This is a genomic window from Cellvibrio sp. KY-YJ-3, assembly GCF_008806955.1.
Classification (GTDB): Bacteria; Pseudomonadota; Gammaproteobacteria; order Pseudomonadales; family Cellvibrionaceae; genus Cellvibrio.
This window is the reverse complement of sequence record NZ_CP031727.1, coordinates 3,776,255-3,791,454: the sequence shown is the minus strand read 5'-3', so window position 1 is coordinate 3,791,454 and position 15,200 is coordinate 3,776,255. Positions and strand designations below refer to the sequence as shown.

The 15,200-nt window shown below is 47.9% G+C and carries 15 protein-coding genes; 8 read left to right on the top strand and 7 right to left on the bottom strand.

The annotated features are described in order from the left end of the window. The first annotated feature begins 97 nt into the window (after nt 1-97). The 4 genes from D0B88_RS16090 to D0B88_RS16075 all read left to right on the top strand — a co-directional run bounded on the left by D0B88_RS16090 (nt 98) and on the right by D0B88_RS16075 (nt 4,560). Nucleotides 98-1,717: an AMP-binding protein gene (locus D0B88_RS16090; RefSeq protein WP_007643644.1), complete on the top strand. Its 1,620-nt coding sequence runs from the start codon at nt 98-100 to the stop codon at nt 1,715-1,717. 56 nt (nt 1,718-1,773) lie between these two features. Beyond that, entirely contained in the window at nt 1,774-2,763 is a 990-nt protein-coding gene (locus D0B88_RS16085) for an SPFH domain-containing protein (protein WP_007643643.1), read from the top strand. 9 nt (nt 2,764-2,772) lie between these two features. After that, nucleotides 2,773-3,240, top strand: a complete 468-nt coding sequence (locus D0B88_RS16080) for an NfeD family protein (protein WP_007643641.1) — start codon at nt 2,773-2,775, stop codon at nt 3,238-3,240. 174 nt (nt 3,241-3,414) lie between these two features. Further along, nucleotides 3,415-4,560, top strand: a complete 1,146-nt coding sequence (locus D0B88_RS16075) for a patatin-like phospholipase family protein (RefSeq protein ID WP_151058414.1) — start codon at nt 3,415-3,417, stop codon at nt 4,558-4,560. A 71-nt stretch (nt 4,561-4,631) separates the two neighbouring features. Here D0B88_RS16075 and D0B88_RS16070 read toward each other — a convergent pair whose 3' ends face one another. Beyond that, on the bottom strand, nt 4,632-5,135 hold the full coding sequence (locus D0B88_RS16070) for a DUF934 domain-containing protein (protein ID WP_151058412.1): 504 nt from the start codon (nt 5,133-5,135) through the stop codon (nt 4,632-4,634). Further along, on the bottom strand, nt 5,119-6,783 hold the full coding sequence (locus D0B88_RS16065; protein ID WP_007643627.1) for a nitrite/sulfite reductase: 1,665 nt from the start codon (nt 6,781-6,783) through the stop codon (nt 5,119-5,121). Before D0B88_RS16065 ends, D0B88_RS16070 begins: the two co-directional genes overlap by 17 nt. Nucleotides 6,784-7,020: 237 nt before the next feature. On the opposite strand from D0B88_RS16065, the gene D0B88_RS16060 reads away from it, so the two are divergent. Both D0B88_RS16060 and D0B88_RS16055 read left to right on the top strand, forming a co-directional pair. Continuing rightward, nucleotides 7,021-7,725, top strand: coding sequence for an RluA family pseudouridine synthase (locus D0B88_RS16060; protein WP_151059487.1), 705 nt, complete (start codon nt 7,021-7,023; stop codon nt 7,723-7,725). A gap of 163 nt (nt 7,726-7,888) precedes the next feature. Continuing rightward, complete coding sequence (locus D0B88_RS16055) at nt 7,889-8,908, top strand: glycoside hydrolase family 16 protein (RefSeq protein ID WP_151058410.1); 1,020 nt, start codon at nt 7,889-7,891, stop codon at nt 8,906-8,908. A 160-nt stretch (nt 8,909-9,068) separates the two neighbouring features. On the opposite strand, the gene D0B88_RS16050 is transcribed toward D0B88_RS16055, so the two are convergent. The 5 genes from D0B88_RS16050 to D0B88_RS16030 form a co-directional block, all read right to left on the bottom strand. Beyond that, entirely contained in the window at nt 9,069-9,938 is an 870-nt protein-coding gene (locus D0B88_RS16050; RefSeq protein ID WP_151058408.1) for a hypothetical protein, read from the bottom strand. 85 nt (nt 9,939-10,023) lie between these two features. Further along, nucleotides 10,024-11,664, bottom strand: coding sequence for a cation acetate symporter (locus D0B88_RS16045; RefSeq protein WP_151058406.1), 1,641 nt, complete (start codon nt 11,662-11,664; stop codon nt 10,024-10,026). Beyond that, on the bottom strand, nt 11,664-11,966 hold the full coding sequence (locus D0B88_RS16040; RefSeq protein WP_040392683.1) for a DUF485 domain-containing protein: 303 nt from the start codon (nt 11,964-11,966) through the stop codon (nt 11,664-11,666). Before D0B88_RS16040 ends, D0B88_RS16045 begins: the two co-directional genes overlap by 1 nt. Before the next feature lie 191 nt (nt 11,967-12,157). Beyond that, nucleotides 12,158-12,754: a DNA-binding response regulator gene (locus D0B88_RS16035; protein WP_007643611.1), complete on the bottom strand. Its 597-nt coding sequence runs from the start codon at nt 12,752-12,754 to the stop codon at nt 12,158-12,160. 31 nt (nt 12,755-12,785) lie between these two features. Further along, nucleotides 12,786-13,877: a sensor histidine kinase gene (locus D0B88_RS16030; RefSeq protein WP_225318413.1), complete on the bottom strand. Its 1,092-nt coding sequence runs from the start codon at nt 13,875-13,877 to the stop codon at nt 12,786-12,788. 212 nt (nt 13,878-14,089) lie between these two features. On the opposite strand from D0B88_RS16030, the gene D0B88_RS16025 reads away from it, so the two are divergent. Both D0B88_RS16025 and D0B88_RS16020 read left to right on the top strand, forming a co-directional pair. Beyond that, nucleotides 14,090-14,950 carry an SPFH domain-containing protein gene (locus D0B88_RS16025; RefSeq protein ID WP_151058404.1) on the top strand — a complete coding sequence of 287 codons (861 nt, stop codon included), beginning with the start codon at nt 14,090-14,092 and terminating at the stop codon, nt 14,948-14,950. A gap of 41 nt (nt 14,951-14,991) precedes the next feature. Further along, nucleotides 14,992-15,198 (top strand): hypothetical protein, encoded by a 207-nt coding sequence (locus tag D0B88_RS16020; protein ID WP_007643606.1) that lies wholly within the window; start codon nt 14,992-14,994, stop codon nt 15,196-15,198. Nucleotides 15,199-15,200 lie beyond the last annotated feature (2 nt).

The window sequence follows — 15,200 nt, the reverse complement described above, 5'->3', positions numbered from 1 at the left end:
TGGTGTAATTGGCTACAATCAGGATATTAATCAGGAATACCTTGCCGGTTTTCTTGCTGTTTCAATTTTGCACAATAACAAATATGGAGAATGTCAGATGTCGTTGCAATACAACAGAACGCTTGCAGAGGTTTTCTCGGATTCCTGTAAAAAGTTTGCTGACAAAAAAGCGTTTAGCTGTATGGGGCAATCGCTTACCTATTCGGAACTCGATCATCTTGCCGGGCAGTTTGCAGCTTATTTACAGCAGAAAACATCGCTGAAGCCAGGCGATAGAATTGCGGTTCAATTGCCGAATGTTCTGCAGTATCCCGTTGTTATATTCGGTGCGTTGCGCGCAGGGTTGGTGATAGTCAATACCAACCCGCTTTACACGGCTCATGAAATAAAACACCAACTTAACGATTCCGGTGCAAAGGCATTGGTGGTGTTAGCGAATATCGCCAAAAATGCAGCCTCCATTATTCAAGAAACGAGCGTGGAGCAGGTAATAGTAACCGAACTTGCCGATTTGCATCCGTTTTTCAAGCGTACGCTAATTAACGCAGTAGTGAAATACGTCAAAAAAATGGTGCCGCCATTTTCTTTTCCAAATCAGATAGGCTTTAACCAAGCATTGGCTGCGGCATCACTACCTTGGCAGCCGGTAACCCAAGTGCCAGAAGATGTAGCAGTTTTACAATACACCGGTGGTACTACAGGTGTTGCCAAAGGGGCGATGCTGACGCACCGCAACCTGGTTGCCAATATGATGCAACTTAATGAGCGCATGAAGGATGTGTTTCGTCCTGCGCAGGAGCTCTATGTCGCGCCGCTACCGCTTTATCACATTTACTCTTTTACCATTCATTGCACCTCGGCGGTGGCGCTTGGTAATCACAGTTTATTAATTCCCAATCCACGCGATATTCCTGGTTTTGTTAAAACCTTACAGGGTGTTCCCTTTACTTTTTTTGTCGGTTTAAACACCTTGTTTAATGCATTAATGCGCAACCCCGATTTCTGCAATTTGGATTTTAGTCATTTGCGTCTCACCTGCTCAGGTGGAATGGCGCTTACTGCAGAAACTACAAAACACTGGTTGGAATTAACCAAGGCGCCTATTAGTGAAGGTTATGGATTAACCGAAACTTCGCCGGTAGTGTCCAATAACCCCATTGATAATGTGCAAATGGGGACTGTAGGTTTGCCCTTGCCCGATACCGAATGCAAAGTCATTGATGAACACAATAAGAATTTACCCAGCGGCGAAGCGGGCGAGCTTTGTGTACGCGGTCCGCAGGTGATGAAAGGTTACTGGCAGCGCCCCGATGCTACCGCAGAAGTAATGGATGATGAGGGTTGGTTTAAAACCGGAGATATTGCCATTATCCAACCTGATGGTTTTATCAAGATTGTCGACCGCAAAAAAGACATGATTAATGTCAGTGGTTTTAAAGTGTTCCCTAACGAAGTGGAGGATGTGCTGAGTAGTCATCCCGATGTTATTGAGGCTGCAGTTGTGGGTGTGCCTGATGGCGAGGGAAGTGAAATAGTTAAGGCCTTTATTGTGAGCGCCAATGAAAATTTGACCGTAGAAGAGTTGCGAAAATTTGCCAAGCAAACACTCACTGCTTATAAAGTGCCGCATCAAATCGAGTTTCGCAAAGAGTTGCCAAAAACTAACGTGGGTAAAATTTTGCGTCGTGAATTGCGTGATCAGGATATTAAAAAATAAAACCAGGCTCGAGTGTTAACTTGTGCAGGAATAACTTAACCAAATAGGAAAATAATATGGATTCGCTTTTTTCAATCGTAACAAGCCCGGCATTTTGGATTGCATTGGTACTGCTTTATACCCTTAAAAAAGGTATTCATTTTGTGCCGCAAAATAGGGGTTATGTGATTTATCGTTTTGGGAAATATACAAAAACATTAAGTTCCGGTTTGAATTTTATTGTTCCCTTTGTCGAGTCGGTTGAGGCAGACCGCAATTTGAAAGAGCAGACCTTGGTTATTCCGCAGCAGTCAGCAATTACCAAGGACAATATTGCGATCATGATTGATGGAGTGTTGTTTATTAAAGTAATCGACGCAGCGGCAGCAACTAACAATATCACTGACTACAAACTGGCCTGTACCCAATTGGCCATGACTTCTATGCGTAATGCGATCGGCTCAATGGAGCTGGACGATTGTTTTCAAAATCGCTCTGCCATCAATGCCAAAATTCAAGAGGCAATGTTGCTGGCTACCCAGCCTTGGGGTTTGATTGTGTTGCGTTTTGAATTACTGGAAATTGCTATTCCACCGTCGATTAAAGAAGACATGGAAAAACAAATGACCGCAGAGCGGCAGAAACGCTCGGCAATTTTAACCGCCGAGGGTGAAAAAATTGCGGCAATTACCACCGCCGAGGGGCAAAAACAAGCGCGTGTGTTGGATGCGGAAGCAGCCAAGGCAGAGCAAGTATTAGCCGCAGAGGCAAGCAAAGAAGCACAAATTTTGGAGGCTACAGGTAAGGCTGAAGCTATTCGTTTGGTGGCGATTGCTGAAGCAGAAGCGCTGACAACTATCGGTAAGTCAGCAGCAACTGACGAAGGCCAAAAAGCAATCGCACTGAACTTGGCACAAGGTGCTATTGCTGCGCACAAAGCCATCGCTCATGAGGGCACAGTTGTGCTTTCAGATGGTAAAACCAGCGATAACATTGTGAGTACGGTAGCGCAGGCTATGGCAGTGTCATCGGCAATTAATTTGTCGCATCACCCACGCAATGCCTAAGAGGGATTAATGGTGACAAATATCGTTGATTATTTTGTACAAAATCCTGCGCATCTTTTTTACACGCTTACCGGTCTGTGCCTGATATTAGAGTTAGGCGTATTGGGCATGAGTGGCCCATTATTATTTGTCGCCTTGGGGTCGCTATTGACTGGTGTGATGATTTCCCTTGGCGTAATTAATGGTTGGGAAATGGCGATATTGTCACTCGGTTTACTGACTGCGATAAGTGCGCTGATATTGTGGAAACCGTTTAAGCGTTTTCAAAATGCTGCCGTAGTGCCAGATACCAGTAGCGATATGATTGGTAGGGTTCTACCCGTGACGCAGCTCGTGACTCGCGATCAAGGTGCGGTTAGTTATTCGGGTACGGAATGGCAAGTGCGGTTAAAAGAAGCCGTTGAGCCAGTGCCGGTTGGAATGCACGTACGGGTGTTGGCGGTCGACGGTTCTCTATTGTTAGTGCAAGCTGAGTAATATTTATTTTTATCGGCAGCATCCGTTACCGGATGCTGTTATTCATTCTAAAAACAATAATCCGTGTCACTGCTATTAATAGCTGCTAGTCTAAAAACGATAACTAAATTTTAATTGTTGCTTTGTGAATAGTGATTCGCATCTATAAGCACTATTACTTCATTAGAACAATTTATGAAAACAGCTTTGGTTCTTTCTGGTGGTGGCGCTCGCGCGGCATATCAAGTGGGTGTATTGCAGGCGCTGGTTGAAATTCTGCCTGATGATATTGAAAACCCCTTTCCTATAATTTGTGGTACATCTGCCGGAGCAATTAACGCACTGGCACTGGCGGCGCATAAGGGTAATTTTAAATCAGCGGTAAACGCTTTGGCTTATGTCTGGCAAAACCTGGATATAGGTCAGGTGTATTTGCACGGCTGGTGGGATCTTTTTAAAGGTCTGAGTTTATTAGGTTTGTCTTTGTTTAATGAAGGTATGGGCCATCGTCGTCCGCTGTCATTATTGGATAATTCCCCTCTGTGGAATTTGTTGGGGTCAGTCATCCATTTTGAAAATATTAGCCACGCGATTGATAAAGGCAAGCTTCATGCGGTGAGTGTATCGGCCATGGGGTATACCTCTGGTCATACGGTGAGTTTTTTTCAGGGACATCCCGACCTGCAAAGTTGGAACCGGCATAGACGCAGTGGCGTTGCTACTGAGCTGCGCTTGGAACACTTGTTGGCGTCTTCGGCAATTCCAACGGTATTTCCCGCCGTGCGAATTAATCGCGAATATTTTGGTGATGGCGCTCTGCGCCAGCTGGCACCGATTAGTCCGGCGTTACATCTGGGTGCAGAGTCATTGTTTGTTATCGGGGTGAGTGGCAACCGCACGGCTGCCAAGGCAAATCGTCGCGTGCCCCATCGTCATTCGCCCTCCATGGGGCAGATCGTTGGTCATTTGTTTAACAGTGCATTCGTGGATGCCCTCGAGGGGGATTTGGAGCATATGCAACGCATGAATGAGCTGTTGAAGTTGATTCCCGAGGATGTTCGTAATCAGCAAGGAATCCAATTGCGACCCGTCAATAATATGGTGATCTCACCCAGTTACCCCATCGATGGTATAGCGGGGCGCAACGTGCGTTATCTACCTAAAAGCTTGCGCTTTTTTATGCGTGCGACAGGTTCTACCGCAAAAGGTGGGGGCGCGACGGCTGCGAGTTATCTGCTTTTTTCTAATGAATTTATTAATGAGCTCATGGAGCTTGGGCGTAAAGATACTTTGTTGCAGTCGGAGGATATTCTACGGTTTTTTACGACAGCGCAATTATAAAATTTGACCAATAAAAAACGCCGCAATGAGTGGATCGTTGCGGCGTTTTTTTATTGGTTAGCTTGAAACTATTAAGCGCGGCGGCGGAATAACGGCAGGGGTTGATCAACCGCGGCTTGATAATATTCCTGTAAATCGCTGAGGGATTTTACCGCCTCTTCCAAATTGGCTTCTGCATCGGCAAACGCAAACGCATTAACACCGCAGCGGCGCAAGTAGCAGAGTTGGTCGCGCATAAAGTTACCTACGGCGCGCAACTCACCGGTAAAACCATAGCGCTCGCGCAGCAGACGCGCAGTAGAAAATGCGCGGCCATCCATAAACAGCGGGAAGTTAACACCAATCACAGCAAAACGATTGACGTCTGCACCAATCAGTTCTGCACCTTCATCGCTGTCCAACCACACACCAATATCAGTGCGGTTTTGCAATGTGTCTTTTTGCGCATTCCATACTGCTAGCGGAATAATTACCTGACCGGCAGGGACTTCCACTGCTGCCGCATCACCTTCAGTTTTGGCGATGAGCGTCCAGGTATTTTCTACAATCTGGCCGTCTTTAATGAGCTTTTGCATAAACTTTCTCCTTGAAGGGAGCTGCGCCTATACGGCGATAGGTGTCGATAAACAATTCTTCATCGGTGCGATTGGCAACATACACATCGACGATTTTTTGAATCACGGCGGGCATGTCATCGGCGCCGAAAGAGGGGCCAAGTACATCGCCGAGCGAAGCATCGTTACTGGCGCTGCCACCGAGTTGCACTTGATAAAATTCTTTGCCGGATTTATCCACGCCCAGAATACCAATGTGACCCACATGGTGGTGACCACAGGCATTCATACAACCGGAAATGTTCAGGTCGATGTCACCCAGATCATAAACGTAATCCAGGTCTTCAAACTGACGCTGGATAGCTTCAGCAATCGGAATGGATTTGGCATTGGCGAGTGAACAGAAGTCGCCGCCGGGGCAGCAAATAATGTCGGTAATGGTGCCGATGTTGGGCGTGGCAAAACCGGCGGTTTTACATTCCTGCCAGAGTGCAAACAGATCGGCTTTTTTCACATCGGCCAACACAATATTTTGTTCATGCGTAGTGCGCGCTTCGCCAAAACTGTATTTATCGGCGAGATCGGCAATCACTTCCAGTTGGCTGTCGGTGATATCGCCTGGTGCAACACCGGTTGGCTTGAGCGAGAGTGTCACTGAGGCGTAACCGGCAATTTTGTGTTCGCGCACATTGCGCTGCAACCACTTACCAAAAGCAATGCTCTCGGCAGCTTGTGCATCAAGCTTTGCTTGCGCCGCTGCGTTATCAATGGTTTCGTAAGCCGGAGCGGTGAAGAAACCTTTGGCGCGGGCGATCTCTTCTTGCGTCAGCTTGTTATATCCGTCTTTCAAATGCTGCCATTCGTCTTCCACTTTTTGGGCAAAGACTTCAGGGGTTAAGGCGCGCACTAAAATTTTGATCCGCGCTTTGTATTTGTTGTCGCGACGACCAAAAAGGTTGTACACCCGCAAAATAGCTTCCAGGTACGACAGCAAATCTTCTTCGGGCAGGAAGTCGCGAATCGCCACGCCTATAACCGGGGTGCGGCCCAAACCGCCGCCCACGTAAACTTTAAAGCCCACGTCGCCTTGTGCGTTATGCACCAATTGCAGGCCGATATCGTGCACTTGTACGGCGGCGCGATCTTGCGTTGAACCGGTGACAGCGATTTTGAATTTGCGCGGTAAAAACGCAAATTCAGGGTGGAAGCTGGACCACTGGCGAATAATTTCACAGTAGGGGCGCGGGTCAATCATTTCGTCGGGGGCAACACCGGCGAACTGGTCAGAGGTGGTATTGCGGATGCAGTTACCACTGGATTGGGTGCCGTGCATGCCCACCTCAGCCAGTTCGGCGAGAATGTCCGGCACTTCGGTCAGGTCTGGCCAGTTGTATTGGATATTCTGACGGGTACTGACGTGGCAGTAGCCTTTATCGTAATGACGGGCGATATGGGCCAGCTTGCGCAGTTGCGTGGAGTTCACCATGCCGTAGGGCACGTTGATACGCAGCATGGGCGCCAAGCGCTGTACATACAGGCCATTCTGCAAACGCAGGGGCAGGAACTGTTCGGGTTTCAAGTCACCGGCGAGGAAGCGTTCGGTCTGGTCGCGAAACTGGGCGATACGCTGGCGCAGAATGCTGTTGTCGTACTCATCGTAGATATACATGTAGCTAGATACCTATTACCAGGATAAAAGCCATCACAAATGGCATCAGGATAAAGGCCATAAAAATGGCATTAGGGCGAAAAATAGAGGCGCGCAGGATACAGGAAAAGCGGCATTTCGGCGACCTCGGTGTGAGATCCTTCTGGTGAATTTTTGCACTAAATAAGCGCCGGCACCTTAGCAGGCGAGGGCAGGGAAGTGAACGACTGTTTATCGCTAAGCTTGTTCCATCTGGTTATGATGGCAGCCCTTGCCCACAGCCTCTATCTTACGCCTATGTCTGCGCCTATCGACGATTTGTTTATCCTGCCCGCCTGTACCGAAAACCTGCAGATAGTGCAGGTGGATAGGGATTTTCTGCTGATTAACAAACCCACTCGCCTGCTCAGTGTACCGGGTCGCCACCCACAGAATCGCGATTCTGTGATTAGTCGCCTGCAAGTGGAGTACCCGAGCGCAACTATTGTGCATCGTCTGGATTTTGATACCTCGGGTGTGATGGTGGTGCCGCTCAATAAGGCGGCCTTGTCGAACATCAGTAAACAGTTTCAGGCGCGCAGTGTCAGTAAACACTACACCGCTGTAGTGGCTGGGTTGATGGCGCAGGATGAAGGTATTATCGATTTGCCCATCGCAGCGGATACAGGGCCAAAGTATAAAATTTGTCAGCAGACCGGTAAGCCCTCGGTCACTGAATACCAGGTGTTGGCGCGCGATGAACAGGCGTGTACCACAAGGGTTTTGCTGCACCCTATCACCGGTCGTTCCCATCAGTTGCGCTTGCATTTGCAGACCATAGGCCACCCGATTCTGGGCTGTGAGTTTTATGGGGGCGAGTGGGCGAGCGCCGCCAATCGTTTGTTATTGCATGCAACGGATCTGGCTTTTTTGCATCCGCATACCACTGAACCGGTATTCATCGACGTCGCGCCACCTTTTTAAGTTTCAGGTGTGCTAGCACCCATAGAGTGTTAAAGACAATTTCACTTTGCATCAACTTTTGTTAACAGGGGTTAATCTAGCGATTTCTGCACCTATCAATTATTGACAACGTTGTCCCAATTAACGAGAGTGAGCTTTCAATCAACCACCACGGATAACAACAATGAAACACAAAGAGTTAGTTTTTATTGGCACCATCGCGGCAACATCTTTGCTTGTTGCATGCGGTGCAAAAAATGAAACAACAACATCACCAACAGTAGCAACCAGTGCAGTCAATGCGGTACAGCACAGTGTCTCTGCACCGCCGAGCGAGGTTTCGGCTCCCGCTGTTTTCTTTGATGATTTTAATTACAGCTCGCTAGAGGACTTTAATCGCAACGGCTGGCGGGTGAGAACTGAAACTGGCCATCCGGGTATTAAAGGGGCGAGTTGGTCAGCGGAGGGCATCAGTTTCCATCAAGATATCCCTGCAACTCACGCTGGCGCTGTGCGTATGAGTTCGGTAACGGCCGGGCAGGGCGAGAACACCCGTCACACCCAGTTTTGTCATGCCCGCAAATACCGCGAGGGTACCTATGCCGCACGGGTATTCTTCCGCGATGAACCAACCTATGGTCCGGACGGTGATGAAGTGATCCAAACCTTTTACACCATCAGCCCGCTTAAGGCGCCTATGGATAAGGATTACAGCGAGGCAGATTTTGAATACCTGCCTAATGGCGGTTGGGGCGCAAATGCAAAACCGGCGATGTGGACAACCAGTTGGGATACTTTTCAGTTAGAGCCTTGGACTAAGGTTAATGAAAATACCCGCGTAGAGGGCAGCTATGCAGGTTGGCGCACCTTGATGTTGACCATCACCGATAACAAGCTGACCTACTACGTCGATGGCAAATTATTTTCGGAGCACAGCAGTGCGGTCTACCCCGAAGATTTTATGTCGATTAACTTTAATCTGTGGTTTATGCCCAAGGGTGCTGACGGTTCAATCGGGCCGGTTGATTCACCGGAGTTGCGCGAGTATCAGCAAGATATTGATTGGGTATTTTTCCAGGAAGGTGTTGCGCTGACGCCTGCTGAACTTGAAGGGCAAGTTACTCATTTACAGACTACCGGAGTGGAATACGTGGATGATGTGAAAGAGCAAAACCCGGCTCTGCCATCGCCCTGCGGGCTTTAATCGGCTGTTATTACGGCTTGAGCGCAAGGATGCGCAAGTTGAAAAATGGTTTTTTGATGGCGTCTAATTCTCCGGGGAATTAGACTCTTCGAACGTGTAAGTGTGGTATCAAACTGATGCAAGTGAATAGGGTTCGGTCGGTTACCACTGTTAGTGAGGTTTATGTCCTGCCTTTCCACCACAAATATCCGATTAACAATAATACGATCAACCCTATAGTCCAAAACCAGTGTGTGGTCTTGATGCTTGCAGTTTGCTCAGCGTTCAAGTCTTTCTCAGTATTTTCAGTATTAAACGAATTGTCAGATAATGTTTCTTTCATTAATGAATTTGAGACAATTGGTGTTTTGCTTTCAGTTGTTTTTTGACGTTTCGATTCCAATATGAGTCTTAATGGTTCATTGTTAGATGTTTGATTGGAAGAAAAATTAGTACTTTTATTGGTTCTTATGATGGGTTTGTTGCTAGGAATTGAATCAACAGGCGATGTATTCCCTCGTTCTGGAAAATGATATTCGCGAAAGTACTCTTCTGTATCCTGTTGCCAGAGTTGCTGAATATTTTTTATATAATTATCCAAAAAGTTTTTAGGGGTTTCATCGTTTCTGTGTCGGTTTGTTGAATCAAAAACATCTTTAATTGTTACATAATCTTCATGATCCATTATTGCAAAACTGCTCCCATCACCCAGCCAGTGATCTCCGAGATAAAACAATTTAGTATTTTCATGGTTCACTAAGATAAAACTGTATTCAGCCACCAGAGAGCTGATGTCAAGCTCAAGCCCCGAGTGTTTGCGGTGCATTTCCCCCAAATAATTATCAATGGCACCAAATGCAATGCGAAATACATTTTTTGGTTCGTCATAATCAGGGCGTTGCAGTATGTGCCCGCCATTTTTTGTTTGCAAAATTAGAGCGACAGATTGCCTGTAGTCAAATTCTTCCTCTTTATTTGCGATTACTGGGGCAGATAAAAACAAGAGTGTTAGCAATAAAGTGCTATATATTTTTGCAGTGAATCTTTGCATAGGCTTACCTGTCCTTTGGGCTTATAAATAAAAGCCCACGCAAATAACTAATTTGCATGGGCTTTCAAATCGGTTTTGAAGCTTCTTAGTGCTTCGCTGCCTCCGAGGCGCCAATACCGGTTTGTGAGCGAACGAACTGTGCATCAAACGCGGCTTGTTCTTTTGCTGCCGAGGCTGATTTATCCGTAATTGAGAAAAACCAGATACCAATAAACGCAGCGCTCACGGAGAAAATTGCGGGATATTTGTAGGGAAAAATCGCCTGCTCAAAACCAAACGCATCCACCCATACCGTGGGGCCAATCACCACTAAAATCACCGCGGTAAATAAGCCCAATCCACCGCCCATTACTGCACCGCGAGTGGTGAGTTTGCGCCAGTACATACTCAGCAACAAAATCGGGAAGTTGGCGCTGGCCGCTACACAAAATGCGAGCCCAACCATAAACGCCACGTTTTGTTTTTCAAACACTATGCCGAGCAATACCGCAATCACTCCCAAGCACACCGTAGCGATGCGCGATGCGCGAATTTCTTTTTTCTCATCGCGGTTACCTTTTAATACCAGCGTGGCGTAAAGGTCGTGGGAGATGGCACTGGAACCTGCGAGTGTTAAACCTGATACCACGGCGAGAATCGTGGCGAAAGCGACTGCTGAAATAAAACCTAATAAAATGTCACCACCCAAGGCTTGGGATAAATGAATCGCGGCCATATTGGCGCCGCCAATCAACGCACCATCGGTGAAATAGGCCGGATTTTTCAGCAATAAAATGATGGCGCCAAAACCAATAATAAAGGTGAGGATGTAGAAATAACCGATAAATCCGGTTGCATAAAATACCGAGCGACGCGCTTGTACGGCATCTTTCACGGTAAAAAAGCGCATCAAGATATGTGGCAAACCTGCGGTACCAAACATGAGCGCGATACCGAGCGAAATGGCAGAGATCGGATCGCTCACTAAGGTGCCCGGTGCCATGATGGCGTTGGCTTTGGTGTGAACTTTCACTGCTTCGGCAAATAAATTTTCAAAACTGAAACCAAATTGCATCATCACTAAAAACGCCATGAGTGATGCACCAGAGAGCAATAAAACGGCTTTGATGAGCTGTACCCACGTAGTTGCAATCATGCCGCCAAAGGTGACGTAGAGTGTCATCAACACACCAACAATGACCACAGCGGCTTCGTAGGGTAGGCCAAACAACAGTTCAATTAATTTACCCGCGCCCACCATCTGTGCGATCAGATAAAAAATTACTGTTACCAGCGAACCACTGGCGGCGAGGATGCGAATGGGTTTTTGTTGCAAGCGAAACGAGGCAACATCGGCAAAGGTGTATTTACCCAAATTGCGCAGTGGCTCGGCGATCAGTACCAATACAATCGGCCAACCCACCAAAAAGCCGATGGCGTAAATCAAGCCATCAAAACCCGAGGTGTATACCAAGCCGGCAATACCCAGGAAGGAGGCGGCAGACATGTAATCGCCCGCAATTGCTAAGCCATTTTGGAAGCCGCTAATACCACCGCCTGCGGCGTAAAAGTCGCTGGCAGTTTTGGTGCGACCGGCGGCCCAGTAGGTGATGCCGAGCGTGATTAATACGAAGGCTAGAAACATCGCCACCGCGGTGACATTGATGGCGGAACTGCTGGATGCTTGTGCCCAGGCGCAGGTGGCCATAGCGGAAAGTAATACGGCGAGTGGAGCATGAACTTTCATTATTTTGCTCCTGCTTTATTGACGATGGCGCGAGTAAGCGGTTCCAGCACGCGGTTGGCGTAATACACGTAAATTCCGGTGACTACCATGCAAAATAGAATGACACCCAGGCCGAGCACCATACCTATAGAGGTAACACCCTCACCAATGGGCTCACCCAATGCACCGGGGTTAAACGCAATAGTCAGGATAAGTGCGAAATAAGCGAGGATTGTGGCCAGTGAGAGAGGCCACATAATTCTTTTGCGCGCGCGGGTCAGGGCCGCGTACTCCGGCAGCTGCCGGATAGTATCAGTATGCATTAGCTGGGTTTCCGTGTTTTTGTTGGTTATTAGTAGCGGTGATGCTATTTGATCGTGTTGATATTGTTGTAGTTTTTACGTGCCTAGCGGCTGAGCAGCCGCAGGCGCAGCGGGATTCTAACAGTCATTCTGACCATTCAGAAACAGTTGGAGGGATTAAATTACTAAACTTGATCTAATTCCGTTGCGGGTTAAATCCAGCCTTTTTGGCGAGCGATACGCGCGGCGTCCACACGATTGGCGGCATGTAATTTGGCAATCGCTTCGGAGAGATAATTGCGCACAGTGCCTTCCGATAAGCAGAGTACGGTGGCAATTTCGGCGGTAGTTTTACCTTCGGCTGCAAGGCGCAATGCTCGACGTTCTTTATCGTTAAGCGGATCTGCCTCGCCCAGTGCCATCATGGCAAGCTCGCCGTCAATGACGCGCTTGCCATCCATTACTTTGTAGATGGATTCAATTAATTGTTCAGAGGGCGCATCTTTTAAAAGAAAACCGGCTACGCCCATATCGATTGCACGACGGATATAACCGGCGCGACCAAAGGTGGTGATGATGATGGTTTTTGTAGGGATTTTTTGTTGCAACACCCATTGTGCCAACTCCAAACCTGAGCGGCCGGGCATTTCAATATCGGTAAGCAAAATATCGTAGCTGTGTTGTTTCATCAGCAGCCAGGCGCGGTCGCCATCTTCTGCCTGAGTAATCTCAAAGCCATCTTCCATGCCGAGCAGGGCAGCTAACGCGCCGCGCACCATGGATTGATCTTCCGCTAACAAAATTTTCATCGCTATTACATTCTCGTTTGGATATGCCGAATTACTGGTGTAGTTCGCGGCGCGGCAGTGAAATAACAAACTCGCAGCCTTTATGAATGGACGATTGCATGTCGCCCGCCAATGCATTGAGGCGCTCTTGAATGCCCTGCAAGCCATTGCCAGGCATTAGTGCGCTCACTCTGCCGTTGTCGCGCATACTCACCACGATTTTGTCGCAGCTGTGGCGAAATTCAATTTGGCAGTGATTGCCATTACTGTGGCGTAGGACATTGGTCGTCAATTCGGTGAGTGCCAGAATAAGTGCAGTCTCGGCGCGGGCGCTTAATTGCGGAATTTCCCCCATGAGTTCAACCACGAAGCCGTTTTGCCGCAATTTTTCGCAGAGCTCCATCACTTCACCGGAAAGCCCGCGATGTTTATAGCCGGACACCGTTTGGCGGACCAGACTCAGGGTATTGCGTGCAATTTGATGCAGTTCGGATACTTGCTCCCTGGCGCGATCCTGCTTGTCCTGTGCCAGTAACTTCTCGGCCAATTCGGCTTTCAATGCAATGCTGGAGAGGGTGTGGCCGAGAATGTCGTGAAGGTCGCGGGCGATACGTTCGCGCTCGGCAATCACCGCCAATTGCTCTATTTCCTCATGGCTCTTCTGTTGGCTAATACGCGCTTCAAGACGCACGCGTTCCACGTAGCCAATAATGCTGATGGTGATTAACCCTGAAAGTGCCGGTAGTGCAAAAAATGGCACCGGATAATTGAAGGTGTAGTGCATTGCCACAATTACCATCGCATGGAGCGCCAGCAAATTCAGCCAAATTTTGGTGCGGTAGGAAAAGCCAATCAAAAAACCGACATAAGAGAAAAAAGTGCTGGCGCCAGGGGTATAGGCGGTGGTGGTTATGGATAAAAGGCTGAGCGCGAGAATAGCTTTCCATGCTTGCGCCGCACTGAGGGTGATTGCCCAGAGGTATAAGCCGACAAATACGCAGTAAACACCAATCAAAATGAGCAGTTGCAGCCCCTCAAATGGCATGTAGTAGAGGGGGACAAAATAATACAGGCTAAAAAAAAGCCAGACCCATGACTTGGCTGAGTAGACGGAGCCGCCGCAATCGTTACTAGGTTTGTGCATGGTGAGCCAATTGTCCGATAGGGTGATTAACCAAAATACGCGCGATAGTTGCTCTTTATTGTCAACGATCAGTTTGCTTGTTGCGACAAATTTGTGCCAGCTGTGAAAGTCATTAGTGCGCAATGACAATTGTCAGTTGGGTTTTTGTGTGTTATTTTGATATCAATATGATATCAAAATAATTTTTTAATCGATCAATCAAGGAGCACATCATGGTTCAAGAAGTGGAAGCCCGCAGCGGTTCAGGGTATTTGTTACTGGTGGTTTTGCTGGTGTTGCAGGTAGCAACGGTGGCGGGAGTAGTATTTATGCCGCTGTTGCTAAAAGTGCTGTTAGGGCTTGTTGCCTTATTGGTTTTTATTTGCTGGTTCGGTTTTTACATGGTGCAGCCTAATCAAGGCAAAGTGCTGCAGTTATTCGGTCAATATGCGGGAACTGATCGCACCACTGGTTTGCGTTGGGCGAATCCGCTCTACAGTAAAAAGTCGGTCAGTCTGCGGGTGCGCAATTTTGAATCGGGTCGTTTGAAGGTTAACGATTCCAACGGTAACCCTATTGAAATTGCGGCGGTAGTGGTATGGCGAGTGGTGGATACGGCAGAGGCGGTTTTTGAAGTCGATGATTACGAAAACTATGTCACCATTCAAAGCGAAGCAGCGCTGCGTAATTTGGCGACCACTTACCCTTATGAGCATGATCAGGATGACGAGCGTTTATCGCTGCGCAGCGATGCAAATACCATCGCGTTGAAATTAAAAAGTGAAGTGCAGGACCGATTGCAAAAAGCGGGTGTAGAAGTCTTGGAAGCGCGCTTGAGTCACCTGGCTTATTCACCGGAAATTGCACAAGCAATGTTGCAGCGGCAGCAGGCGAGTGCAGTGTTGGCCGCGCGCAAGATAATTGTGCAGGGTGCGGTGGGCATGGTGGCTGATGCTATCGAACAATTAAAGCTACAAGGTGTAGTGGAGTTGGATGGTGAGCGCAAGGCAGCTATGGTCAGTAATTTGCTGGTGGTGCTCTGCGGTGATCAGCAGGCTAAACCGGTGATTAATACTGGCACTATTTATTCCTAACCAATATCGCAATTTATGTCGATAACTGCAGGCCATTAATAGTGACGAAAAAATCATTTCCGCTGCGAATCAATGAACAGGTTATCGCTGCCATGCAGCGCTGGGCTGATGATGATTTGCGCAGTTTAAATGCGCAAATTGAATTCGTGCTGCGTGAAGCGTTAGTAAAAAGTGGACGCGTCAAGCTAACCCAGAAAGTAGTAACTGATGTGGAGTTGCTGCAATCGGATGACCCTCAAGAGGAATAAAA

Excerpts from the sequence above, each read along its gene's own strand:
- D0B88_RS16025 (WP_151058404.1), top strand. The coding sequence starts at position 14,090 with ATGGTTCAAGAAGTGGAAGCCCGCAGCGGTTCAGGGTATTTGTTACTG.
- D0B88_RS16080 (WP_007643641.1), top strand. The coding sequence starts at position 2,773 with ATGGTGACAAATATCGTTGATTATTTTGTACAAAATCCTGCGCATCTT.
- D0B88_RS16050 (WP_151058408.1), bottom strand. The coding sequence starts at position 9,938 with ATGCAAAGATTCACTGCAAAAATATATAGCACTTTATTGCTAACACTC.
- D0B88_RS16045 (WP_151058406.1), bottom strand. The coding sequence starts at position 11,664 with ATGAAAGTTCATGCTCCACTCGCCGTATTACTTTCCGCTATGGCCACC.
- D0B88_RS16035 (WP_007643611.1), bottom strand. The coding sequence starts at position 12,754 with ATGAAAATTTTGTTAGCGGAAGATCAATCCATGGTGCGCGGCGCGTTA.
- D0B88_RS16040 (WP_040392683.1), bottom strand. The coding sequence starts at position 11,966 with ATGCATACTGATACTATCCGGCAGCTGCCGGAGTACGCGGCCCTGACC.
- D0B88_RS16055 (WP_151058410.1), top strand. The coding sequence starts at position 7,889 with ATGAAACACAAAGAGTTAGTTTTTATTGGCACCATCGCGGCAACATCT.
- D0B88_RS16065 (WP_007643627.1), bottom strand. The coding sequence starts at position 6,783 with ATGTATATCTACGATGAGTACGACAACAGCATTCTGCGCCAGCGTATC.
- D0B88_RS16075 (WP_151058414.1), top strand. The coding sequence starts at position 3,415 with ATGAAAACAGCTTTGGTTCTTTCTGGTGGTGGCGCTCGCGCGGCATAT.
- D0B88_RS16085 (WP_007643643.1), top strand. The coding sequence starts at position 1,774 with ATGGATTCGCTTTTTTCAATCGTAACAAGCCCGGCATTTTGGATTGCA.
- D0B88_RS16030 (WP_225318413.1), bottom strand. The coding sequence starts at position 13,877 with ATGCACAAACCTAGTAACGATTGCGGCGGCTCCGTCTACTCAGCCAAG.
- D0B88_RS16090 (WP_007643644.1), top strand. The coding sequence starts at position 98 with ATGTCGTTGCAATACAACAGAACGCTTGCAGAGGTTTTCTCGGATTCC.
- D0B88_RS16060 (WP_151059487.1), top strand. The coding sequence starts at position 7,021 with ATGATGGCAGCCCTTGCCCACAGCCTCTATCTTACGCCTATGTCTGCG.
- D0B88_RS16070 (WP_151058412.1), bottom strand. The coding sequence starts at position 5,135 with ATGCAAAAGCTCATTAAAGACGGCCAGATTGTAGAAAATACCTGGACG.